The sequence below is a fragment of the Acinetobacter pseudolwoffii genome (assembly GCF_002803605.1).
GTDB lineage: Bacteria > Pseudomonadota > Gammaproteobacteria > Pseudomonadales > Moraxellaceae > Acinetobacter > Acinetobacter pseudolwoffii.
On sequence record NZ_PHRG01000005.1, the window covers coordinates 58,408 to 79,937 of the forward strand.

General features: G+C 44.1%; 28 protein-coding genes. 27 read left to right on the forward strand and 1 reads right to left on the reverse strand.

Translation table 11 applies throughout. The features are described 5' to 3' along the window. Window positions 1-18 precede the first annotated feature (18 nt). The 27 genes from rsmG (at window position 19) to CWI32_RS10810 (ending at window position 20,463) form a co-directional block, all read left to right on the forward strand. On the forward strand, window positions 19-651 hold the full coding sequence (gene rsmG / locus CWI32_RS10680) for a 16S rRNA (guanine(527)-N(7))-methyltransferase RsmG (protein WP_005170375.1): 633 nt from the start codon (window positions 19-21) through the stop codon (window positions 649-651). Window positions 652-676: 25 nt separating this feature from the next. Beyond that, entirely contained in the window at window positions 677-1,459 is a 783-nt protein-coding gene (locus CWI32_RS10685) for a ParA family protein (protein WP_074383256.1), read from the forward strand. Beyond that, window positions 1,456-2,343 (forward strand): ParB/RepB/Spo0J family partition protein, encoded by an 888-nt coding sequence (locus CWI32_RS10690; protein ID WP_100535275.1) that lies wholly within the window; start codon window positions 1,456-1,458, stop codon window positions 2,341-2,343. Before CWI32_RS10685 ends, CWI32_RS10690 begins: the two co-directional genes overlap by 4 nt. Before the next feature lie 33 nt (window positions 2,344-2,376). Next, window positions 2,377-3,015, forward strand: coding sequence for a MotA/TolQ/ExbB proton channel family protein (locus CWI32_RS10695; RefSeq protein WP_005097334.1), 639 nt, complete (start codon window positions 2,377-2,379; stop codon window positions 3,013-3,015). Between the two features lie 10 nt (window positions 3,016-3,025). Beyond that, window positions 3,026-3,448 carry an ExbD/TolR family protein gene (locus CWI32_RS10700; protein ID WP_004278885.1) on the forward strand — a complete coding sequence of 141 codons (423 nt, stop codon included), beginning with the start codon at window positions 3,026-3,028 and terminating at the stop codon, window positions 3,446-3,448. Beyond that, complete coding sequence (gene msbA, locus CWI32_RS10705; RefSeq protein WP_005097331.1) at window positions 3,448-5,175, forward strand: lipid A export permease/ATP-binding protein MsbA; 1,728 nt, start codon at window positions 3,448-3,450, stop codon at window positions 5,173-5,175. The genes CWI32_RS10700 and msbA overlap by 1 nt, the downstream gene beginning before the upstream one ends. Before the next feature lie 3 nt (window positions 5,176-5,178). Then, window positions 5,179-6,183: a tetraacyldisaccharide 4'-kinase gene (gene lpxK, locus CWI32_RS10710; RefSeq protein WP_100329623.1), complete on the forward strand. Its 1,005-nt coding sequence runs from the start codon at window positions 5,179-5,181 to the stop codon at window positions 6,181-6,183. Between the two features lie 12 nt (window positions 6,184-6,195). Further along, the gene (gene kdsB / locus CWI32_RS10715; protein WP_100329622.1) at window positions 6,196-6,957 is read left to right on the forward strand and encodes a 3-deoxy-manno-octulosonate cytidylyltransferase; all 762 of its coding nucleotides are present in this window, start codon (window positions 6,196-6,198) and stop codon (window positions 6,955-6,957) included. Window positions 6,958-6,971: 14 nt separating this feature from the next. Next, complete coding sequence (locus CWI32_RS10720) at window positions 6,972-7,952, forward strand: DNA polymerase III delta subunit-related protein (RefSeq protein ID WP_100535276.1); 981 nt, start codon at window positions 6,972-6,974, stop codon at window positions 7,950-7,952. A 15-nt stretch (window positions 7,953-7,967) separates the two neighbouring features. After that, window positions 7,968-8,309, forward strand: a complete 342-nt coding sequence (locus CWI32_RS10725) for a PilZ domain-containing protein (protein ID WP_005170399.1) — start codon at window positions 7,968-7,970, stop codon at window positions 8,307-8,309. Between the two features lie 27 nt (window positions 8,310-8,336). Further along, window positions 8,337-9,110, forward strand: coding sequence for a TatD family hydrolase (locus CWI32_RS10730; protein ID WP_100535277.1), 774 nt, complete (start codon window positions 8,337-8,339; stop codon window positions 9,108-9,110). A 40-nt stretch (window positions 9,111-9,150) separates the two neighbouring features. Then, window positions 9,151-9,765, forward strand: a complete 615-nt coding sequence (locus CWI32_RS10735) for a TetR/AcrR family transcriptional regulator (protein ID WP_004645466.1) — start codon at window positions 9,151-9,153, stop codon at window positions 9,763-9,765. A gap of 14 nt (window positions 9,766-9,779) precedes the next feature. After that, window positions 9,780-10,331: a type II secretion system protein gene (locus CWI32_RS10740; RefSeq protein WP_100535278.1), complete on the forward strand. Its 552-nt coding sequence runs from the start codon at window positions 9,780-9,782 to the stop codon at window positions 10,329-10,331. Between the two features lie 61 nt (window positions 10,332-10,392). Next, window positions 10,393-10,839, forward strand: a complete 447-nt coding sequence (gspI, locus tag CWI32_RS10745; RefSeq protein WP_100535326.1) for a type II secretion system minor pseudopilin GspI — start codon at window positions 10,393-10,395, stop codon at window positions 10,837-10,839. Then, on the forward strand, window positions 10,836-11,471 hold the full coding sequence (gene gspJ / locus CWI32_RS10750) for a type II secretion system minor pseudopilin GspJ (protein WP_100535279.1): 636 nt from the start codon (window positions 10,836-10,838) through the stop codon (window positions 11,469-11,471). Before gspI ends, gspJ begins: the two co-directional genes overlap by 4 nt. A 12-nt stretch (window positions 11,472-11,483) precedes the next feature. Continuing rightward, the gene (gspK, locus tag CWI32_RS10755; protein WP_100535280.1) at window positions 11,484-12,452 is read left to right on the forward strand and encodes a type II secretion system minor pseudopilin GspK; all 969 of its coding nucleotides are present in this window, start codon (window positions 11,484-11,486) and stop codon (window positions 12,450-12,452) included. A 153-nt stretch (window positions 12,453-12,605) separates the two neighbouring features. Continuing rightward, the gene (locus tag CWI32_RS10760; protein WP_005097321.1) at window positions 12,606-13,202 is read left to right on the forward strand and encodes a 6-pyruvoyl trahydropterin synthase family protein; all 597 of its coding nucleotides are present in this window, start codon (window positions 12,606-12,608) and stop codon (window positions 13,200-13,202) included. Window positions 13,203-13,248: 46 nt separating this feature from the next. Beyond that, the gene (gene ung / locus CWI32_RS10765; protein ID WP_074383250.1) at window positions 13,249-13,962 is read left to right on the forward strand and encodes a uracil-DNA glycosylase; all 714 of its coding nucleotides are present in this window, start codon (window positions 13,249-13,251) and stop codon (window positions 13,960-13,962) included. Next, the gene (locus CWI32_RS10770; protein ID WP_100535281.1) at window positions 13,959-15,080 is read left to right on the forward strand and encodes an enoyl-CoA hydratase/isomerase family protein; all 1,122 of its coding nucleotides are present in this window, start codon (window positions 13,959-13,961) and stop codon (window positions 15,078-15,080) included. The genes ung and CWI32_RS10770 overlap by 4 nt, the downstream gene beginning before the upstream one ends. Before the next feature lie 7 nt (window positions 15,081-15,087). Continuing rightward, on the forward strand, window positions 15,088-15,603 hold the full coding sequence (gene tadA / locus CWI32_RS10775) for a tRNA adenosine(34) deaminase TadA (RefSeq protein WP_005097317.1): 516 nt from the start codon (window positions 15,088-15,090) through the stop codon (window positions 15,601-15,603). A 55-nt stretch (window positions 15,604-15,658) separates the two neighbouring features. Further along, on the forward strand, window positions 15,659-16,090 hold the full coding sequence (locus CWI32_RS10780) for an SRPBCC family protein (RefSeq protein ID WP_005097315.1): 432 nt from the start codon (window positions 15,659-15,661) through the stop codon (window positions 16,088-16,090). Between the two features lie 17 nt (window positions 16,091-16,107). Continuing rightward, the gene (gene cmk, locus CWI32_RS10785; protein ID WP_100535282.1) at window positions 16,108-16,791 is read left to right on the forward strand and encodes a (d)CMP kinase; all 684 of its coding nucleotides are present in this window, start codon (window positions 16,108-16,110) and stop codon (window positions 16,789-16,791) included. Window positions 16,792-16,901: 110 nt separating this feature from the next. After that, window positions 16,902-18,581 (forward strand): 30S ribosomal protein S1, encoded by a 1,680-nt coding sequence (gene rpsA, locus CWI32_RS10790; protein ID WP_005097313.1) that lies wholly within the window; start codon window positions 16,902-16,904, stop codon window positions 18,579-18,581. A 163-nt stretch (window positions 18,582-18,744) separates the two neighbouring features. Next, window positions 18,745-19,050: an integration host factor subunit beta gene (locus tag CWI32_RS10795; RefSeq protein WP_005097312.1), complete on the forward strand. Its 306-nt coding sequence runs from the start codon at window positions 18,745-18,747 to the stop codon at window positions 19,048-19,050. 23 nt (window positions 19,051-19,073) lie between these two features. Then, window positions 19,074-19,433 carry a lipopolysaccharide assembly protein LapA domain-containing protein gene (locus tag CWI32_RS10800; RefSeq protein ID WP_074383247.1) on the forward strand — a complete coding sequence of 120 codons (360 nt, stop codon included), beginning with the start codon at window positions 19,074-19,076 and terminating at the stop codon, window positions 19,431-19,433. A 36-nt stretch (window positions 19,434-19,469) separates the two neighbouring features. After that, a complete protein-coding gene (gene pyrF / locus CWI32_RS10805) occupies window positions 19,470-20,150 on the forward strand; it encodes an orotidine-5'-phosphate decarboxylase (protein ID WP_100535283.1) in 681 nt (226 codons plus the stop codon). An 85-nt stretch (window positions 20,151-20,235) separates the two neighbouring features. Beyond that, window positions 20,236-20,463 (forward strand): hypothetical protein, encoded by a 228-nt coding sequence (locus CWI32_RS10810; RefSeq protein ID WP_074383246.1) that lies wholly within the window; start codon window positions 20,236-20,238, stop codon window positions 20,461-20,463. Window positions 20,464-20,577: 114 nt separating this feature from the next. On the opposite strand, the gene CWI32_RS10815 is transcribed toward CWI32_RS10810, so the two are convergent. Further along, window positions 20,578-21,486, reverse strand: coding sequence for a LysO family transporter (locus CWI32_RS10815; protein ID WP_100535284.1), 909 nt, complete (start codon window positions 21,484-21,486; stop codon window positions 20,578-20,580). Window positions 21,487-21,530 lie beyond the last annotated feature (44 nt).

Here is a 21,530-nt window from a genome sequence, read left to right on the forward strand (position 1 = left end):
TTCGAGCGTAGATTGTTTATGCACATGTTTTTTCAAGAACTAAAGCAGGGTAGCCAAGCTTTGGGTTTAGAGCTATCTGAAGAAGCTTTGAATTTATTACTCAAGTATCAGGACGCTTTGGTGCTGTGGAACAAAGCATATAATTTAACTGCAATCCGTGATCCGAAAGAAATGCTGGTCAAGCATCTGCTGGACAGTCTCAGCATTCTAAAAGATCTGCCAGCGGGTCGTCTGCTCGATATCGGTACGGGTGGCGGTATGCCAGGTATGATCATTGCTTTATGTCAGCCTGAGCGTGAATGTGTATTACTCGATTCAAATGGTAAAAAAATTCGTTTCCTGAAGCAGTTTATTGCCGATCTGAAACTTAAAAATGTCATTGCGGTGCAAACGCGTGTAGAAAATGAAGACAGCATTAACGAGCTGGGTCAATTTGATGTGATTACCAGTCGTGCATTTGCATCTCTGACTGACTTTGTGGATGCCTCTAAACCGTATATGCATGAACAGACCATTATTGCCTCGATGAAAGGCTTAATTCCTGAAGATGAAGTCGCTGCTTTAAAAAATGAATTTAGTTGTGAGATTATTGAACTTAAAGTTCCGCGCTTAGACGAACAGCGTCATTTACTGCTATTAAAACGTATTTAAGAATTTTAAAGGGATTGGGGGCAACATGGCACAAATTATTGCGATTGCAAACCAAAAAGGTGGTGTTGGTAAAACCACAACCGCAGTAAATTTGGCAGCATCTTTAGCTGTGTTAAAAAAGCGCGTTTTGCTGGTCGATATGGATTCGCAAGGCAATGCAACCATGGGGTCGGGCATTCAAAAGAATGACTTGCTCTATTCGGTCACCGATGTATTGCTGGGTGAAGTGCCGATTGAAACGGCGATCGCCAAGGCAGACGTCGGTTATAAGGTTCTGGGTGCCAACCGTGATCTGGCTGGGGTTGAGCTGGCAATTGCAGATCAAGAAGGACGTGAATTCATCCTGCGTGATGCATTGCAAGAAGTCGAAAAGTCATTTGATTATATTATTGTCGATTGTGCGCCAAGTCTGAGCCTGATTACAGTGAATGCTTTGGCAGCGGTTGATGGGGTGCTGATTCCGATGCAGTGTGAATATTATGCACTGGAAGGTCTGGCTGATTTGACCCAGACCATCGATCGGATTCAGCAAGCATTGAATCCAGACCTGCAAATTGTTGGTGTATTACGTACCATGTATGATGCGCGTAATGCCTTGACCCGTGATGTCTCTGAAGAATTAGAACAATATTTCGGTAAAAAACTGTATGACACCGTGATTCCACGCAATATTCGTCTGGCTGAAGCGCCAGCACACGGTTTACCGGTAATTTATTTTGAAAAAAGCTCAAAGGGTGCAGTTGCTTACTTAAATCTGGCAGCTGAAGTATTAAAGAAAAGCAAAGTGAAAAAAGGAAGTAAAGCATGACCGTCAAGAAACGTGGACTCGCTAAAGGTCGTGGCTTGGATGCCTTGCTAGGCTCAATTCAAAAAGAAAAATTACAGATGGAAGCCCAAGGCATTGATCATGGTCAGCTAAAACAGATTGATGTGAACTTGCTCAAGCGTGGTGAATATCAACCGCGCCGTTATATCAATGAGCAGGATTTGCAGGAACTGGCAGCATCGATTGAAAAGCATGGCATCATGCAGCCCATCGTGATCCGTCCGGTTGACGATGAACGCTATCCGTATGAAATTATTGCAGGTGAGCGTCGCTGGCGTGCTGCACAGCTGGCGGGTTTAACCGAAATTCCTGCGATTGTACGGGATCTGAATGATCAGGTTGCCATTGCACTGGCGCTGATTGAAAACATCCAGCGTCAAGATCTGAATCCGATTGATCAGGCGCTGGCCTTACAGCGTTTCCATGAAGAATTTGGCCTAAGCCATCAGGAAATTGCAGACACAGTCGGCAAGGCACGTACTACGGTCAGTAACTTACTTCGCCTGCTCAGTCTGGCTGAAGAAGTGAAAGACTTTATGCAGCAAGGCCTGCTGGATATGGGGCATGCGCGTGCGATTCTAACACTGAAGGCAAAAGACCAGCTCAAAGTCGCTGATATCGTGATTGAAAAAAGCTTGTCTGTTCGTCAAACCGAGCAGTTAGTCCGTGATTTTAATGCACCTAAACAAGAAAAAGTAAAACAAGCGCTTGCACCGGATATTCAGCAATTGACCCAGCGCCTTTCAGAGCGTTTCAGTGCTGATGTGAAAATTGACTATAACAAACAAGGTAAAGGAAAATTAGTCATTAGTTATCATTCTTTAGAAGAGCTGGATGGCATTCTTTCTATTTTAGAAGATGAATAATTTATATATTTTTTTTATTGGGGAATAAATTAGATGTGGGAATTGGTTAAAGCGGGTGGCTGGCTCATGCTGCCACTGGTCTTGTGTTCTATCTTTATGTTGGCGATTTCGATCGAGCGCCTGATTCGCCTGAAGAGGAAAGCGGTACTTCCGTCTACACTTCTGATGAGTCCAGTGCAAAATGCATCACAAGTCATGCAAAAAATTCAACAAAGTACAGAATTGAAGCACAGTACTTTAGGCCGGGTATTTGCAGCAGGCTATGCCAGCAAGCCGCAGGGCGAACAGTATGCCCGTGCACAAATGGAAGTGATGGCATCGCAGGAAATTGGTTATCTGGAAAAGAATATTAACTTTCTGGGAACCTTAAGTGCTGTGGCGCCATTGCTGGGTTTGTTGGGGACTGTGCTTGGGATTATCGAATCTTTTCTGATGATCGATGTGGGGACTGGGAGTGATCCGGTATTGATGATGCCAGGTATTTCCAAAGCCTTGATTACCACAGCAGCCGGGATGCTGATTGCGATTCCGGCACTTTTTGCCCATCGTTACTTCCAGCGACTGGTTCAGGAATATGTGGCGGAGCTTGAACAGCAGGCGACCTTGTTTCATGCGGATCTTTTTTATCGCAATATTGCAGATATAGACCAAGATATGCAAAAAGCCAGCTAGGAGGCGGATGATGAAATTCAAACGCAACCAAGTAGAAGATGTGCATATTAATCTGACCCCTATGATTGATTGTTTGCTGTTTATTCTGGTCTTTTTACTGTTATCGACAACATTTAGCCAAATGAGCCGTATGAACTTGACCTTACCAGATGCGCAGGGTGTTCCGCCTAAAAGTTATGATCAGAAAGTTGAAGTGATTGTAGATGCCAATGGTCATTATGCAGTCAATGGTCAATCCTTGGCCAGTAAAGAAGTCGCAGATTTAAATACTGCAATTAAACAGATTTCTAATGAACGCCGTGATTTAATGTTCGTCATTGCCGCTGACGCGAAAGCCAGCCATCAGGACGTGATTCGCGTTATGGATGTGGCCGGGCAGCTCGGCTTTGTCAATATTAATATCAGTACCAAAGTACCCACCCGAGGTTATTAGTGAAGCACGATTTTAAGGTCTATCTTCGCCTTTTAAGTTATTTAAAACCCTTTTGGGGCATCGGATTGCTTGTCCTGCTCGGTTTTTCTATTAATGCGGCTACAGAAGTCTCTGTGGCTAAATTACTGGAATATATCATTGAGGCCATTCAAGACAAAGACCAGAGTTTCACTTCACTTTTCCCATTTTTAGTGGTTGTCCTGATGTTCTTTCGTGGGCTGGGATTATTCATGGGGGGTTATTTTACTGCGGTGATTTCCCGTAATCTGGTGTTCAATATCCGTCAGGAAGTTTTTGCAAAACTGCTGCGTTTACCGTCTCAGTATTATCTGGACAATACCAGCGGGCATATTACTGCCAAGATCATGTATAACGTGGAACAGCTGACCGCTGCCTCAACAGAAGCGTTAAGAACCCTGTTGCAACAAGGTTTGATTACGATTGCACTATTAGGTTATCTGTTATATAGCAACTGGCGTCTGACCATGTGTATCCTGATTTTTGCACCCGTCATTGGCTTTGTGATCAGTAAGGCAGCTAGACGGATGCGTAAATTGTCACAGCAAGTGCAAGATACCATGGGGGATGTCAACCATGTGGTTCAGGAAACGGTCAATGCCAACCTGATCGTCAAGGGTTTTGGCGGCCAAAGTTACGAGCAGGAACGCTTTAAGCAGAACTCGCTGGAAAACTTGCGTCGTGGCTTGAAAATGGTCGCTGTGCAGCAGTTGAACAGTCCTGTGGTTCAGCTGATCATGTCTATTTCACTCAGTATTGTCATGTTTATTGCCTTGCGTCCACAGATCCTTGGCGATACCTCTGCCGGTGAATTTGTGGCTTATATTACGGCTGCGGGCATGTTGGCAAGACCAATCAAGGCTTTAACCGATATCAATGAAAAAATTCAACGGGGTATGGCCGCAGCGCATTCGGTATTTGAATTGCTGGACATGCCCGAAGAAAAAAATACCGGGACTTTAAGCGATAGCTTAAAAGGTAATATTCAGTTTAAAGATGTCAACCTGTTTTATGATGATGGTCATCATGCCATTCGTGATTTTAATTTAGAGGTAAAAGCTGGTGAAACGGTTGCTCTGGTTGGGCGTTCCGGTGCCGGTAAAAGCTCACTGGTGAATTTGCTAGTACGTTATCAGGATACAACGTCAGGTCAGCTTCTACTGGATCAGAAACCGATTGAAGACTTTGAGCTGACTGCTTTGCGTACCCAGATTGCGATGGTGAATCAGCAAGTGGTGCTGTTTAATCGGACTGTGCGAGAAAATATTGCCTATGGTCAGCTCGAAGGTGCGACTGATGAAGACATTATTGCAGCAGCAAAAGCCGCTTATGCACATGATTTTATTATGGCTCTGCCAAAAGGTTATGATACCCAACTGGGTGCTCAAGGTTTAAATCTGTCTGGTGGTCAGCGTCAGCGCATCGCGATTGCACGTGCGATTTTGAAAAATGCCTCTATTCTGATTCTGGATGAAGCAACCAGTGCCCTGGATAATGAATCCGAATACTTTATTCAGCGTGCCTTTGATCAGGCCATGCAAGATCGTACAACCATTGTGATTGCACACCGTTTATCGACGATTGAAAATGCGGATCGTATTGTGGTCATGGATCAGGGGTGTATTGTCGAGCAAGGGACTCATGCAGAACTGATTGCATTGCATGGGGCTTATTATCAGCTGCATCAACGTAATTTTGAGGAACAATAAGTTATGGCATTGGCGCAAATCATTCAGGATGCTTGGAATGCACAGGCAAAGTGGCTGGTGGTGCTGCGTCCTTTGTCATGCTTGTATCGTTTAGGTTTTGTCAGCAATCGCTGGCTGTACCAGAAAGGGATCAAGACAAGCTATAGTGCTCCGGTTCCGGTCATGGTGATTGGCAATATCACTGTCGGTGGTAGTGGTAAAACCCCTTTGCTGATTCATCTGGTTGATTATTTAACTCAACAAGGTGTAAAAGTTGGGGTGATTAGCCGTGGTTATGGCGGCAAAGGTCCATTTCCGGCTTATGTGGATTTTAATACCTTGCCTGAGGTCGTCGGTGATGAGCCTGCCTTGATTGTACAGGCGACGGGCGTGCCGATGGCCGTAGGGCCAAACCGGCAAAAAAGTATTGAACTGTTACTGCAAAGACATCAGTTGGATCTGATTATTTGTGATGATGGTTTGCAGCACTGGGCTTTAAATCGTCAGATTGAATGGATTGTACTGGACAATAATCGCGGTCTGGGCAACCAAAAACTGCTTCCGGAAGGCTATCTGCGTGAACCGGTGACACGCTTGGAAACAGGAACGGTAATTGAACATTCGGCAAGCCCAAGTTCTGAGCTGCATATGCATCTGGCTGCATCACAGCCTTATCTACTCAATCAAGACAACAATAAAATCTTCGATTCTCAGTCGGCTTTTTATGCCGTGGTGGGAATCGGTTTTCCGCAACGCTTTTATCAGACCCTGAAAAATCTGGGCATAGAACAATTCCAATGTCATGAATTTCCCGATCATCATGATTATGACATTGAGGATCTACAGTTTGATGATGCCAATCCGATCATTACCACGGAAAAAGACGCAGTCAAGATTATGGCATTACTGAAACAATATCCCGATTTTAAGCAGGATATCTGGGTGGTGCCAGTCGATGCAGTATTATCGCCAGCCTGCTATACGGTCTTGCAGCAACAGTTACAACAATACGGTATTCAAATTTCTTAAGGCTTATTCAGTATGAAACACATTGTTATTCCTGCACGTTTTGCCAGTTCACGTTTGCCGGGTAAACCCTTGCTGGACATTCATGGTCGTCCCATGATTCTGCGTGTGGTGGATCAAGCCAAAAAAGTACAAGGTTTTGATGATTTGTGTGTGGCGACCGATGATCAGCGTATTGCTGAGGTTTGTCGTGCCGAAGGTGTTGATGTGGTGATTACTTCGGTGGATCATCCTTCTGGGACAGACCGCCTCAGTGAAGTAGCGCGGATCAAAGGCTGGGACAGTCACGATATTATTGTCAATGTGCAGGGTGATGAGCCTTTATTGCCGGCACAACTGGTGAAACAGGTGGCACAACTTCTAGAAGATCAACCGGATTCTTCGATGTCGACGCTATGTGAGCCAATTCATCAACTAGACGAATTTAAGCGTGACAGCATTGTTAAAGTGGTGATGTCCAAACATAATCAAGCTTTGTATTTTAGCCGTGCCACCATTCCTTATGACCGTGATGGCGCGAAACTGGCTGAAGCAAAACTGCATAATCAGGCCTATCGTCATTTAGGTTTATATGCTTACCGTGTAAAACTGCTTCAAGAATATGTCACTTGGGAGATGGGGGGTCTGGAAAAACTGGAATCCCTAGAGCAATTGCGGGTACTGGAAAATGGTCACCGTATTGCGATTGCCGTGGCTGAAGCCAATTTGCCACCGGGTGTGGATACTCAAGAAGATCTGGATCGATTGAATCAAATGGATCTTTCTCATTTTGCTTAAGAAGAGTTGAATACATGCCTTTTGATGTCAATGCACAGATTTATCCATGGCAGCAACAGGTTTGGGAAACGCTGACCGGACGTTTTCCCAAGCTTGGGCATGGTTTATTGTTTTATGGCAAAAAAGGCTGTGGCAAGGAGGCATTTAGCCAGCAGTTTCTGGCTTGGGTCTTGTGTCTGAATCGGCAGTCTTCTGGTGCATGTGGCGAATGTGGCAGTTGCCAATGGCTCAAGGCTGATACGCATCCCAATTATGTGCATATCAGCACCGACGAAGACAATAAAAAACAGAATGCCAAAATCAAGATTGAAAAGATTCGTGATCTGTTGCCTTTTGTGCAGCAGACCGTCGATGGCTGGCGAGTGATTGTAATTGAACCTGCGGAAGCCTTAAATATCTCCTCTGCCAATGCTTTATTGAAAACACTGGAAGAACCCGGTGACAATACGGTCATTATTTTGCTGGCAGATCATTATTTAAAATTGCCTGCAACGATACGGAGTCGCTTGCAGCATTTTGCCTTAGACCGGATTTCCGCAGAACAATTTAGTGATTATGTTCAGGCACAGTTGCCAGATGCGGGCACTAGCCAGCAACAGTTATTGATGAACCTGTCCAATCAGATGCCCTTACAAGCACTCGAGGTTGCACAAAGTTCATGGCTGCCACTGCGTCAGGAATTCCTGCAAGACTGGCAAAAACTGGTGATGCAAAAAAATATGCCGCTTGCAATTGCGACCAAATGGAACAAAAGCCTGAGCTTTGGTGAATTTGCTCCCATGTTTGAATACTTGTTGTCCGATTTAATTTGTGTCAAGCTCAATCAAACGGTGAAAAACATTGATCTTGAGTTTAATGTGCTTGCCGAACAATATTCATTAGCAGCACTTTTTAAAATTTATGAAGATTTTCAGCGTTCCAAGCAATATCTCGAGCAGAATGTTCAAAGCAATCTGGTGATCGATGAGCTGTTTATCAAGCTGATGAATCTTTAATTAAGGGGAAATCATATGCAACCACGTATGGGCGGTATTATTCAGGCCAATATTCCTGATATTGAAACACTGTTTGCCAGCTATATGCCTTATGTATGGGGTGGTGGACTGTTTATTCCGTCCAAGCAGCCGGTCAAGCTGGGTGAAGAAGTTTTTGTATTGACCACTTTGCCTGAACAGACCCAGAAAATTCCTTTAACCGGTAAAGTGATCTGGGTCTCGCAAAAGCAGAATGGCATCAAGCCACAAGGCTTTGGCATCCAGTTAAGCGGTGAAAAGGGTGTTTATTTCAAAAATGAAGCAGATCGTCTGGTTGCAGGTCTTAAATCTGAAGGGCGTAAAAGTTACACTATGTAGTTCATTTAGCTGTGGTAGGAACGCATTGTGTTTGTAGATACCCATTGTCATTTAACGATGCTGGATTTAACGCCGTATAACGGTGATCTGGATCAGGCACTCGCACAGGCCCGTGAAGCGGGTGTATCCAGGTTCATGAGTATCTCGGTCGATCTGGATGATCATATCGCGCTGGCGAAAATTGCCGCGCGTCACCCGGATGTTGGTTATACCGTCGGGGTACATCCTTGCGAAGATGCTGCGACCATGGCGCGTGCCACGACCGAATATCTGGTCGAGCTGGCACAGCCTGAAAAAGTCTGGGCACTCGGTGAAACCGGTCTGGATTATTATCACAGTACAGATTTTGTCGAAGAACAAAAAGCCTGCTTTGCCCGTCATATCCATGCTTCGCAAATCACTAAGAAACCGGTGGTGGTACATACCCGTGCTGCCAAGCATGATACCGTGGATATTATCCGTGCGGAAAAATCCACGCATGGCATCTTGCATTGCTTTACTGAAGATTGGGAAACTGCCAAAGCGGTTTTAGACTGCGGTTATTATGTCTCATTTTCCGGGATTATCTCGTTTAAAAATGCCCAGGATCTGCGTGATGTGGCCAAACAGGTTCCGCTGGATCGTGTACTGATTGAAACCGATAGTCCTTATCTTGCGCCGATGCCATATCGTGGCAAATCTAACGAACCTAAATACGTTCCTTATGTAGCCAAAGCGCTTTGTGATGTATATGATAAGTCGCTAGAAGAAATGGCTTCTATCACAAAGCAGAACTTTGAAAATCTTCTAAATTTAAAGTAAATAAAGTTATATAAAGTACAAGAGAGTTTATAGGGTGAAGATGGATCGTCAGGCTCAGTTTCGAGCAAGAGAAACCTTGATTTTTCAAGTCGCAGAGCAGCTCCTGCTGGAAAATGGTGAAGCAGGAATGACGCTAGATGCGCTTGCTGCTGAACTTGATCTGGCCAAAGGGACACTCTATAAACATTTTCAGAGTAAAGATGAACTGTATATGTTGCTGATTATCCGTAATGAGCGCATGTTGCTGGAAATGATTCAGGATAGTGATAAAGCTTTTCCTGAACATCTGGCCTTCTTTATGTTGCACCATTTACATCATCCGGAACGTACGGTGCTGTTCCATCAGATTGAAGAACGTCTGTCGACGACTGGCGTGGGAATTCAGCATCTATTCAGTGAACTGTATCAGGTACGCAAACAGCGTTTACGCCTGATTATCCGCATGACGGAAAGTTATCTGGTTTCAATTCATAGCCGCATGTCGGTGCGTGACTATCTGGCGTCGATCTGGTCACTGACCCATGGCGCCGCTGCAATTCTCAATTCCAGTTTTTATCAGCGTTATCTGGGTTCACGCGATACCTTGCGCGTGGCCTATATCGATCAAGCACTGGCTTTGCCAAAGCAGGTGCATTCTGCCGAGCAGTTTGCCTAAGGTTAGAGCTTAGTATGATCAGATCATCTCACAGCGCAGTTCGTGGCTTTACCCTCATCGAATTGATGGTGGTGATTGTGATTATGGGAATCATGGCCTCACTGGTATTGCTGAATACCAGTGGTGTCGATCAGCGTAAGGCCATGCAGGCACGCGAGATTTTGTTATTAGACTTGCAGCGGGTCATGCGTGAGGCGAATGACCAGTCCAGAATACTGGCGCTTGATATGCAACCCGCGACCGATGTCTCGCCATTTCGTTATGGGATTGTAGAATATCGTTCAGCAGCGCAGACTGAACAGAACCTGCAAAATGAAAAATGGCAGAGTTATACAGAATTTAAATTACGTAAGCTGCCGGATCATGTGTCTTTTCGGATTCAGGGGCTAGAACAACAGCGTTATGCCCGTGCGCAAAATCGTGATCTGACGCAGGCGAATTCTCCGCAATTGATCTGGCTGGGGAATGGTGAGGTCAAGCCGGTACGGATTCAGTTCTTTTTAGAAGATCGCGAAGTCGGCTCTGCGATTGAGGTGGATCATCTGGGCAAAATCAATGAAATCTAGATCTTTCAAGCAAAGTGTGTGCTCCAGGCTGATCAAACCATTTAAATCGAGTGCTGATCGATTGCATTGTGGGCACTTCGAGCAGAGCTCTTGGTCTTGCGCAGCGGTGAAACAGTATTTCACTCATCGCTGCTCAGGCTTTACCTTGTTGGAAGTTATGGTTGCACTGGCAATTTTCGCCACCGCAGCCATGACGCTGACCAAAGTTGCAATGCAATATACCCAGTCAACCTCGAATGCCATTCTGCGCACCAAAGCACAGTTTGTTGCCCTGAACGAAGTGGCTCAAATGGAAATCAATCAGCAATGGATGGATGGTACGGCCTCCAAACAGCTGACCCAGCAAGGCGAAACCTGGCAAATTGACAAGCGCAGTGAACCGACCATCAGTCCCAATGTGCAGCGTATTGAACTACAGGTCAGTCTGGTCAATCAGGAGACTGGTCAAGGTGCATCCGGGATCAGCAGTTTAATGTTCTTTAATCATCGCATGAACAATACGCCATGAAGCCTAAAGGATTTACCCTGGTCGAATTATTGGTTGCGATTGCGATCTTTGCAGTGCTGTCTGCTTTGGGCTGGAAAGTTTTTGATTATATTGTCAAAACCAAAGATCAAAATGCAGTACATGAACAGCGTCTAGGTCAGCTACAGGAAACCTATCAGCAAATTTTACGGGATACGGTACAGGCAGTCCCTTTAACGGCCAATATCAATGGTGATATTCAACCGGCTCTGGTTTTGCAAAATGGCCGTTTTAATTTTAGTAAAACTGGCGTGACTGATCCTCTGGAGGAGGGTATTTCGCCAGATGAACGCATTGAATATCAGTATCGGGCCGATGAACAAAAACTGTATCGACTGAAATATCGCAACCTGAATCAGACCGGTCGTGATCAACCTGAATCCAGTATTTTATTATCGGACGTTGAGCAATTTCAGGTTGTGGTGCTGAATCCAAATGAACTCACACAGTGGCCTGATTCTTCTATGGATTTAAATCAGCTAGAGCAGAAACAGCGCTTGCCCAAAGGCATTAAAATCAATTTAACCGTGAATGGCGTCAGCTATGAGTGGCTGTTTAGTTTATTAAATACGGACTTTTTGCTTGATAATCAGAATACAGGTCAACCCGGCTAAGAATCATAAAAAATGAAAATGAATAAACAGAGGCTGAAGCAGCAGCAGGGCATTGCACTGATTACCATTCTGGTGATGGTGGCATTGGCGACTATTCTGGCAGCCACGATTGCCCAGCGTCAGGCTGCAACTGCTGAAAGTACCGCCTATCTGATGCGGCAAAATCAGTCGCTGATGTATGCCAAAAGTGCCGAAGCCTTTTTTTCTGAATTACTGGTGGATGATGCTGAAAATGCCGCAGAGGTTGATCATCTACAGGAAACCTGGGCGCAGCCGATGCCGGCTTTTCCGGTCGATGACGGCTATGTTTCCGGAATCATCCAGGATGAATCGGGCAAGTTTAATTTAAATAGCCTGATCACTGCTGAAGATAGCGTCAATGAAAATGCCAAAGCATGGTTCGAGCTGATTTTAAAACGTGCAGGCTTGCCAGCGCAGCTCAGTGAAGCCGTAATTGACTGGCAGGATGAAAACGAGCTGGTGAGTGGAGGTATGGGTGCCGAATCTAATTATTATCAAGGCTTACCGAATGCCGCTTTACCGCCGAATGCAAAATTTCATAACGTAGAGGAATTAAAGCTGGTACGTGGTTTTGAAGAAAATAAGTACAAACGGATAGCACCTTATCTGAGTGCTGCACCGATGCAGGAAAGTCCGGTCAATATTAATACAGCATCTGCTTTTCTGTTGGCCAGTATGGATGAAAAACTGGATGTGAATGCAATACAACAATTGCTAGATCAGCGACAGGCCAATTTGGAACACTTTTCTAATGTGTCTGAGTTATGGTCACTCGAACCGTTTGCGCAAGTCGATGCTGCTAAGCGTAATCTGTTTAATAGCCTGCTCGGAGTGCAATCCAATTATTTTAAAGCTCAGATCGAAGTGGTCTTGAGTGAACGCAAGCGCCAGTTCAGTAGTGATCTGGTTCGTCAGGACAAACAGGTATATGTGGCTTATCGCAGTATGGCACCCTTTTAGTCAGGGCTTATTCAGTTATATCGTCAGTCTAAATCTGAACAGCAGCTTGATCCCTTTTCCCTATCAGGCTGAACAGCAAAATTAATCCTCAAAGCTGTAGTTTTGCTTTATAATCAAAATCAATTCACCTATTTTTTGACGACATTACGGCATATGTTAATTCGTAAGTTATTTAAGTTTGAGAATGCTCATATTGTGCGTAACTGCACGTCAGATCGCTGTAAGCGTTCGATCCATGGCCATAGTTATAAAGTCGAGCTACTGTTAAAAGCCTCGAAATTAGATCATGGGCAAATGGTCTATGACTTTGGTCTGCTTAAAGGTGTGATTAAGGATTTCTTTGATTCTTTCGATCATGCGATCTGTTTCTGGCAAAATGACGACCCAGAATATATTCAGGCTTGCAAAACTTTCAGTGCGCGATGGGTGTCGTTACCGGTATCACCATCGGCAGAGCAGTTTTCACGTATCTTTTTCTTTCTGGCGCAACAAGTGCTGGCATCGACCGTGACTCAAAATGGCGAAGGTGATGTCGAAGTCTATTCTGTGATTATGCATGAAACCGATACCGGTTATGCACAAAGCTTTTTAGAAGATATTCAAAATGAACAGATGGGCATTCTGAGTCTGGATCAAATTGAGTTTTCTGAACAGGTGCAAGCTGAATGGACCGATCCGGACATGTTGAACAAGCTGAAACAGGGCACAGCATTTCATAACCCGACTGTAGATTTACAGGTACAGATTTAAAGTCTGCGTGACTTTAAATCCATTGACATAGATTTAGGATTGAAGAATGTCTTTAAATGAACAGCAACTGGCCAAACTGAATAAGGTTCAGTTGGATGAAAGCTGGAAATATGGATTGAGTGAGTTTTTACTCAGTCCGAAAATGGACGAATTAAAAGCTTTTCTGATTGAAGAAAAAAAAGCAGATAAAACAATTTATCCTCCTAATCATCTGATTTTTAATGCCTTGAATACCACGCCGCTCGATCGGGTTAAAGTGGTCATTTTAGGGCAAGATCCTTATCATGGCCCGAATCAGGCGCATGGATTAAGCTTTTCGGTGCAAAAAGGGGTTGCATTGCCGCCATCTTTGCGTAATATTTTTCACGAGTTACATGCGGATGTCGGGGTTGAACGACCAAAGCATGGTGACTTGACGCATTGGGCAGAGCAGGGTGTGCTTCTGTTAAATGCAGTACTGACTGTAGAGGCAGGTCAGCCGACTTCGCATCAAAAGCGCGGTTGGGAAGAATTCACCGATCACGTCATTGATGTTTTAAATGAGCAGCGTGAACATATTGTCTTTATTCTTTGGGGCGCATACGCACAGCGTAAAGGACAGCGCATCAATCAGGACAAGCATCTCGTGTTAAAGGCCGCACATCCATCGCCTTTGGCCGCAAACCGTGGTGGTTTTTTTGGTTGTAAAGTATTTTCAAAATCGAATAACTATCTCAAACAACATGGCATTGAGCCTATAGATTGGCAGCTGGACGCATGACATATTCTCCCCTTACTAAAACTTATCATCCGGATTTGATCGTTGAAGAAGCGCATAATGGCTGGCGTATCGTTCGTTTAAATCGTCCAAAGTCTTTGCATGCTCTGGATGAATCGATTGCTTCTGCACTTTTGGAAGTATTTCAGGATTTTCATACGGATGACAGCGTAAAAGCGATCTGGTTAGATTCAACCACACCGAAAGCATTCTGTGCCGGCGGCGATGTGCGTAAATTACGTCAACTGGTCATTAACGATGAAGTGGCGGCTGCCAATAAGTTTTTTGAACAGGAATATGCGCTGGATCTGTTATTGCATAATTATGCCAAACCGGTTTTGGTCTGGGGTGAAGGTTATGTGATGGGTGGGGGCCTTGGTCTGTTTATGGCGGCACCTTTCCGTTTAGTGACGCCGTATTCGCGTTTGGCGATGCCTGAAATCAATATCGGTTTATATCCCGATGTGGGTGCAACTCGCTTCCTGGCCGATCGGGGCGCGATTGGTTTATTTACCGGCTTGACCGGTTCAATCATGACCGCTGCAGGTGCTTATGGGATTGGCTGGGCAACACATATTTGTGATGCACAGCGTGATTCAGTTTTAGATAAAGTGATTAATATTGACTGGGATCATTATCCTGCCGGTGACTTCCGTGCCATTGATGACACTTTAAATAGTATGCATCGTCCGGTAGGGCCAGGACCACTGCAAAACTCTCTAGATGTGATTCATAGTGTTTGTCGTGGTGTCAACTTCGAGCATGATTATGAATCGATTATCGGTCTGAGTGATGCGCGCAGTGACTGGTTGCGTCAAGCCAGTGAAAATCTGCAAAAAGGTTCACCAACTACAGCTGCATTGACCTGGTTGCTCTGGCAATGGGGTAAACAGGTACATTCCTGGAATGAAATTTTTGAACTGGAAACCCAGATTTCTGACTGGAAAATCCGTCATCATGATTTCGTTGAGGGGGTACGCGCGCGTCTGGTGGATAAAGACCTTTCTCCTGCATGGAAAAAGGGTGCAAATATGAGCTTAAAAGGTATTTTGTCTGCAAACCCTCCGGTGACCAATATTGAAAGCTGGAATGCCTTGTTAAAACAGTATGGTGTGATTTAAGTCTTACATGTCCGAAACACAATTGAGCGATGAATACTGGATGCAGCTTGCCTATGCGCAGGCTGCACTTGCTGCCGCACAGGGCGAAATTCCGGTGGGTGCGATTATTGTTAGTCAGAATCAGATCATTGGTCAGGGCTTTAATGCGCCGATTTCCTTAAATGATCCGACCGCGCATGCCGAGATTGTGGCGCTGCGTGATGCCTGTCAAAATATCCAGAATTATCGACTACCTGACGATGCAGTGCTGTATGTAACCCTTGAGCCGTGCACCATGTGTGTTGGTGCTTTGGTACATTCACGGGTTTCACGGGTAGTATTTGGCGCATTTGAAGCGAAAGCGGGTTCACTGGTCAGTGCACGTCAATTATTTGAAACTGGCTATTATAATCATGTATTTTCCTTTGAAGCAGGCTGCATGCAGCAGCAATGCTCCGAACAGCTTAGTGCATTTTTCAAGTTGCGTCGTGAGCAGAAGCGGCAACTCAGGTTACAAGAAAAATTATTAAATACGCAGAAATAAATCTACTTTATCGCTAAAATTCCTTAGTTTCAAATCTATAATTTCAGGAAAAATAATGCATAGCATTCAAGTAAAAAAAGAATTTCCGGCATCGATTGATGAAGTCTTTGATTTAATGTCTAAGCATGCCACCTATAATATTGCCTTTGCGCCGATGCAGGTTGAACGAATCAAGGATTCTGCAGATGCGGAACATCCGGATGGACTAGGTTCGGTGCGTGCTATGGGGGTGGGGCCGCTCAAGCCGCTGAAAGAGCAGATTACATTGTTTGAGCCGAATGCTCGTATTGAATATCAGATTATTAAAAATCCATTGATCAAGCATCATCTGGGGATTATCGAATTTGAAGCGCTGGCCGATGATAAAACCCTGGTCACCTATACGATTGAATTACAGGCGCGTGCGCCTTTTGTGAGTAAATTAATTCTTGCACAGTTACAGGCAGCGATTAAACTAGGCCTGACGAAACTCGCAAAATCTGTTTAAACAACAACGGGAAAGCAATGACAGTTCAAATTATTACCATTGATGGTCCAAGTGGGTCTGGCAAAGGTACGTTGGCAGCAAAACTGGCTGCACATTATCAGTTTCACTTATTGGATTCTGGCGCGCTCTACCGGCTTTTGGGTTTGTCATTGCATCACCATGATTTACTGGATTCAATGGACATTAAGTTGCCAGAATGCGTACAAATCGCAACAAATCTGGATATCCAGTTTGTCAGTAGCGAAACCGGAGTGCAGGTGTACTTGGATGGCGAAGATGTTTCCCAGACTATTCGAACTGAACGCGTCGGAGAATTTGCTTCAAAAGTTGCTGCAATTCCTGAGCTTAGAAGGGCAATGGTTTCACGTCAACATGCTTTTGCACAGGCACCTGGTTTGGTGGCAGATGGCCGCGATATGGCTACAAGTATCTTCCCGCAAGCTCAGGCTAAAATATATTTGACTGCATCGGCTGAATCGCGCGCGCAAAGACGTGTAAAGCAGTTGCAGGGTATGGGGCTGGATGTTAAAATAAACGATATTTTAGCTAATATCATCGCGCGTGATAAACGAGATATGGAACGCACTGTCGCTCCACTCAAGCCTGCCGATGATGCTTACATTATCGATAGTTCAAATTTGAACATTGATGAGGTATTCCAGTTGATGACCACTTATGTGGACCAGCAGTTAGCCAATTAACCTGATTTTATCAGCAAACGCATAGCTTGATCAGTTTTATATGGACTATGTAGATGCTTAATTAAACCGGCCTTGTCTGATCCAAGACCGCTGACTTTATCGGAAATATCATGACCGAATCTTTTGCAGCCCTCTTTGAAGCAAGTGAATTAAACCTCAACGTTGAAAAGGGTGCAGTTATCCAGGGCGTTGTAGTAAGCATTGACTCTGATTGGGTAACTGTTGACACTGGCCTTAAATCTGAAGGCGTTGTTGACCGTGCTGAGTTCTTAAATGAACAGCGCGAACTTGAAGTTCAAGTTGGCGACACTGTAGACGTAGTTGTTGAAGCGCTTGACAACGGTATGGGTCAAACTGTTCTTTCTCGCGAAAAAGCTAAACGCGCTGAGACTTGGACTAAACTTGAAAAAATCTTTGAAGACGGCGAAATCGTTACTGGTGTTATCTCTGGTAAAGTTAAAGGCGGTTTCACTGTTGACATCGGTCCAGTACGTGCGTTCCTTCCAGGTTCTTTAGTTGATACTCGTCCTATTCGTGATACGACTCACCTAGAAGGCAAAGAGTTAGAATTTAAAGTAATCAAACTTGACGCTAAACGTAACAACGTTGTTGTTTCACGTCGTGCTGTTATGGAAGCTGAATCTTCAGCTGACCGTGAAGCTCTTCTTGCTCAGCTTGAAGAAGGTCAAACTGTTACTGGTACAATCAAAAACCTTACTGACTACGGCGCATTCGTTGACCTTGGCGGTATTGACGGTCTTCTTCACATCACTGATATGGCTTGGAAACGCATCAAGCATCCTTCAGAAGTTGTTGAAGTGGGTCAAGAAGTTACTGTTAAAGTACTTAAGTTCGACCGCGAGCGTAACCGTGTTTCTCTAGGTCTTAAACAACTTGGCGAAGATCCATGGTTAGCGATCATGAACCGTTACCCTAAAGGTTCAATCGTTAAAGCGCGCGTAACTAACCTGACTGACTACGGTTGTTTCGCTGAAATCGCTGAAGGCGTTGAAGGTTTAGTACACGTTTCAGAAATGGATCACACGAACAAAAACATCCACCCATCTAAAGTTGTTCAGATCGGTGATGAAGTTGATGTTATGGTTCTTGAAGTTGATGAAGAGCGTCGTCGTATTTCTCTTGGTATCAAACAAACTCGTGCTAACCCATGGGAAGAGTTTGCTAAAGACCACGACAAAGGCGAAAAAGTTTCTGGTACGATCAAATCTATCACTGACTTTGGTATCTTCATCGGTTTACCAGGCGGTATCGACGGTCTAGTTCACTTGTCTGATATTTCTTGGAACGAACAAGGCGAAGAAGCGATTCGTCGTTACAAGAAAGGCGACACTGTTGAAGCTGTTATCCTTTCTGTAGACGCTGAAGGTAACCGTATCAGCCTTGGCATCAAGCAAATGAACAACGATCCGTTCAATGACTTCCTTGCTGCTAACGAACGCGGTGCGTTGGTTAAAGGTACTGTAACTGCAGTTGATGCGAAAGGCGCGACTGTTAAGTTAGCTGATGAAGTTGAAGCGACTCTGAAAGCATCTGAAATCAACCGCGATCGCGTTGAAGATGCAACTAAGTTCCTTGAAGTTGGTCAAGAAGTAGAAGCGAAGATTATCAACGTTGATCGTAAATCTCGCGCAATCAACTTGTCTATCAAAGCGAAAGACGAAGCTGAAGAGAAAGAAGCAGTTGCTAACTTGAAAACAGCGCCAGCTGCTGGTCAAGACAATGGTCCTAAGACGATTGGTGACCTGATCAAAGCTCAAATGGGCAACTAAGTAGACGTTTGAATTGTATTGTTAATGTAAGTTAACTAATACTTTTTATACAAATACTGTAAACGGTAGCGTAGTATTTAATTATTGCGCTACCGTTTTGTATTTAAACAGGTTATTATCAGGAAATAGATCCCAAGTAGCTTGATAATTAAAGAGGTCGCAGATGACTACTGAAGCACTTAATAAGTCTGACTTAATAGAGCGCATTGCATTAAAAAATCCGCATTTGGCCGAGCCTTTAGTGGAAGAAGCGGTTAAAATTATGATTGATCAAATGATAGAAGCTTTATCATCTGACAATCGTATCGAGATTCGCGGATTTGGTAGTTTTGCATTGCATCATCGTGAGCCACGCGTGGGTCGTAACCCTAAAACTGGTAAATCTGTAGAAGTGGCTGCAAAAGCAGTTCCGCACTTTAAGCCAGGTAAGGCCCTTCGTGATGCTGTAAACGAATCTGCAAATAAATAATTGTAAATATTTACGGGGTGTTCATGCGTTACGTTCTGGTCGTTCTTTTATTGGTGCTGTTTGGCTATTCATTGGCTTTGGTTTTGCAAAATGGTACCGAATTGTCCGTGGACTTGTTATTTACTCAAGTTCCTGCAATGCGTCTAGGATTATTGCTGCTCCTTACCCTATCTCTAGGCGTCGTGTTAGGCCTGTTATTGGGCGTTCAAATCTTCCGGGTTTTCCAGACCAATTGGGAAATCAAGCGATTACGTAAAGACATTGAACATCTGCGTAAGGAACAGTTGAATACAGCCAAGTTAATGGCCGCTGAAGCAGCAGCCCATACCCGGCATGAAAAAACTGTATTAGATATTACCAATGAAAATCAAAGCCCATTATAATGGGCTTATTTTTTGCCTATTTGAAGGGATAATCTCTTGAGTATCATTGTTGCACTAGATGCCAAAAGCCAATTTGATGCCTTAGCCATTGCAGAACAGCTAGATCCTGCCTTGTGTCGACTAAAAGTGGGCAAAGAGTTATTTACCCATGAAGGTCCAATCATTGTCAGAGCACTTCAAGACAAAGGTTTTGATGTATTTCTGGATCTGAAATTTCATGATATTCCAAATACGACTGCACAGGCAGTCTGCGCGGCAGCTGATTTGGGTGTATGGATGGTGAATGTACATGCATCTGGTGGCCGAAAAATGATGGAAACCTGTGTGGAGCGTTTACAAGCAGGCAACTATAAAACTCAACTCATTGCTGTGACAGTGCTGACTTCAATGGGTCGTGAAGACCTCAACGATATTGGTCTGGATATTGAGCCAAATGAGCATGTCAAGCGTCTAGCTCAACTGACCAAAAACAGTGGCCTGGATGGGGTGGTGTGTTCAGCTCAAGAAGCAAAAATGTTACGTGAAACATTAGGCCAAGACTTTGCTTTGGTAACACCCGGTATTCGTCCTGAAGGCTCAAATGCCGATGATCAGAAGCGTATTGTGACACCGAAACAGGCGATGCTGGATGGCTCGACTCATCTGGTGATTGGCCGTCCCATTACCCAGTCTAAGAATATGCGTCAGACTTTAAAAGATATTTTGGCAACGCTTTAATATGGTTTGAATGACAAAAAGCTTTTCAGTCGAAAGGCTTTTTTTATATATTGAAAAAATGGTTATAAAATAAAAAGGAAAAATGATGACTTCATCTGAACCACAATTAGAAAAAGAACAGAATGACGTGATTCAAAATGTTCAACAGGCGGAACAGCTTAGGCAACAAGAACAGCAACAACAGCAGGCAAGCTCAGCAGATTGGACAACGGGGATCGATGTGGTCAGTTTGGCATCTGATGCCATCAGCCTTGCTTCGGATGTTATTGAAACAGTAGGCGATGCCTTAAGTGATATTGATTTAAGTTTTTAGTCAGCCTTTCTTGCTTGTGCTTCGTTTTAAAATCCTGCTTTAGAACTTAGTCAGGAAGGAAAGTTTCTCTTTAGAAAAGAGAGACTTAGGGAGATTGAGAAAGCAATAAAGCAATTAAATCGCTGCCAGTACACTCACCATGACTGGTGCTAACAATGACAAAATAAATCCACTGACCATAGCATGCGGAATAAAATCGTGACCGCATGCCTGCTTAACCATCGGTAAAGTCACATCCATTGCAGTTGCACCCGCTGCGGAAATGGCCGATCTTGGATATCTCCAGCCCATACAATACATCAGTAAGATGGCAAAAATTTCTCTAAACAGGTCATTCATTAGTGCAATGCTGCCGAGTTCTGCATTTCGAAGCTCGGTCACGACAACGCCTGACATTGAGTAAAATCCATAGCCTTGTGACAGCATGATCAAATCTTTCAGGCCAATCTGTGTGTTCCAGAATGAATACAGCATAACTGCGAATAATGAACCGAAGATACAACCGATTGGAACCAGAAGAATTTTGATATTTAACCAAGAACGATCCAGTGGCGAATAAGCCAGATCTAGACCAATGAAAAACATAAATACCAGTAACAAATGCCAAGTGCTAATGTGTAAGGACAGATCAAACAGACTCAAGCCAGCATGTAAAAAGTATCCGCCTGCGAGTGCCAAAAAAGCATAACTCATATTCAGTAAGGATTTAATTACCAGATCAAGGGATACTCTGCCTGAACTGGGAAGAAAACCAGCCCACTTGAACAGCAAATAGCAAATAGCAAAAGCACCGAGTGATGTCAGAAAGGCAATGCTGATGGATGTACTCAGAATCTGTAGGGGATGCTGTAATTCATCCACAAGCTGTGAGAATTCAAAGGCAATCGCAATCAGTAACACATAGCTAAAATAAGGTAAGAGCTTGAAACAGATTTTAATCAGCGATACTGGAATCCGTTTCGCCAAAGCAAAACCGAGTGCCAAACAGAGAAGAAGCTGAAAGATGAGCCAAAGCGATTGCATAAGTTTAATAGATTGAAAAAATTATCTTTAAATTATGCCATCGC

Coding starts and splice junctions, on each gene's coding strand:
- rsmG (WP_005170375.1), top strand. CDS start 19: ATGCACATGTTTTTTCAAGAACTAAAGCAGGGTAGCCAAGCTTTGGGT.
- CWI32_RS10795 (WP_005097312.1), top strand. CDS start 18,745: ATGACTACTGAAGCACTTAATAAGTCTGACTTAATAGAGCGCATTGCA.
- CWI32_RS10685 (WP_074383256.1), top strand. CDS start 677: ATGGCACAAATTATTGCGATTGCAAACCAAAAAGGTGGTGTTGGTAAA.
- CWI32_RS10740 (WP_100535278.1), top strand. CDS start 9,780: ATGATCAGATCATCTCACAGCGCAGTTCGTGGCTTTACCCTCATCGAA.
- CWI32_RS10780 (WP_005097315.1), top strand. CDS start 15,659: ATGCATAGCATTCAAGTAAAAAAAGAATTTCCGGCATCGATTGATGAA.
- CWI32_RS10760 (WP_005097321.1), top strand. CDS start 12,606: ATGTTAATTCGTAAGTTATTTAAGTTTGAGAATGCTCATATTGTGCGT.
- ung (WP_074383250.1), top strand. CDS start 13,249: ATGTCTTTAAATGAACAGCAACTGGCCAAACTGAATAAGGTTCAGTTG.
- tadA (WP_005097317.1), top strand. CDS start 15,088: ATGTCCGAAACACAATTGAGCGATGAATACTGGATGCAGCTTGCCTAT.
- lpxK (WP_100329623.1), top strand. CDS start 5,179: ATGGCATTGGCGCAAATCATTCAGGATGCTTGGAATGCACAGGCAAAG.
- kdsB (WP_100329622.1), top strand. CDS start 6,196: ATGAAACACATTGTTATTCCTGCACGTTTTGCCAGTTCACGTTTGCCG.
- CWI32_RS10695 (WP_005097334.1), top strand. CDS start 2,377: ATGTGGGAATTGGTTAAAGCGGGTGGCTGGCTCATGCTGCCACTGGTC.
- CWI32_RS10735 (WP_004645466.1), top strand. CDS start 9,151: ATGGATCGTCAGGCTCAGTTTCGAGCAAGAGAAACCTTGATTTTTCAA.
- CWI32_RS10815 (WP_100535284.1), bottom strand. CDS start 21,486: ATGCAATCGCTTTGGCTCATCTTTCAGCTTCTTCTCTGTTTGGCACTC.
- cmk (WP_100535282.1), top strand. CDS start 16,108: ATGACAGTTCAAATTATTACCATTGATGGTCCAAGTGGGTCTGGCAAA.
- gspJ (WP_100535279.1), top strand. CDS start 10,836: ATGAAGCCTAAAGGATTTACCCTGGTCGAATTATTGGTTGCGATTGCG.
- rpsA (WP_005097313.1), top strand. CDS start 16,902: ATGACCGAATCTTTTGCAGCCCTCTTTGAAGCAAGTGAATTAAACCTC.
- CWI32_RS10800 (WP_074383247.1), top strand. CDS start 19,074: ATGCGTTACGTTCTGGTCGTTCTTTTATTGGTGCTGTTTGGCTATTCA.
- CWI32_RS10720 (WP_100535276.1), top strand. CDS start 6,972: ATGCCTTTTGATGTCAATGCACAGATTTATCCATGGCAGCAACAGGTT.
- CWI32_RS10770 (WP_100535281.1), top strand. CDS start 13,959: ATGACATATTCTCCCCTTACTAAAACTTATCATCCGGATTTGATCGTT.
- CWI32_RS10690 (WP_100535275.1), top strand. CDS start 1,456: ATGACCGTCAAGAAACGTGGACTCGCTAAAGGTCGTGGCTTGGATGCC.
- CWI32_RS10700 (WP_004278885.1), top strand. CDS start 3,026: ATGAAATTCAAACGCAACCAAGTAGAAGATGTGCATATTAATCTGACC.
- gspK (WP_100535280.1), top strand. CDS start 11,484: ATGAAAATGAATAAACAGAGGCTGAAGCAGCAGCAGGGCATTGCACTG.
- CWI32_RS10810 (WP_074383246.1), top strand. CDS start 20,236: ATGACTTCATCTGAACCACAATTAGAAAAAGAACAGAATGACGTGATT.
- CWI32_RS10725 (WP_005170399.1), top strand. CDS start 7,968: ATGCAACCACGTATGGGCGGTATTATTCAGGCCAATATTCCTGATATT.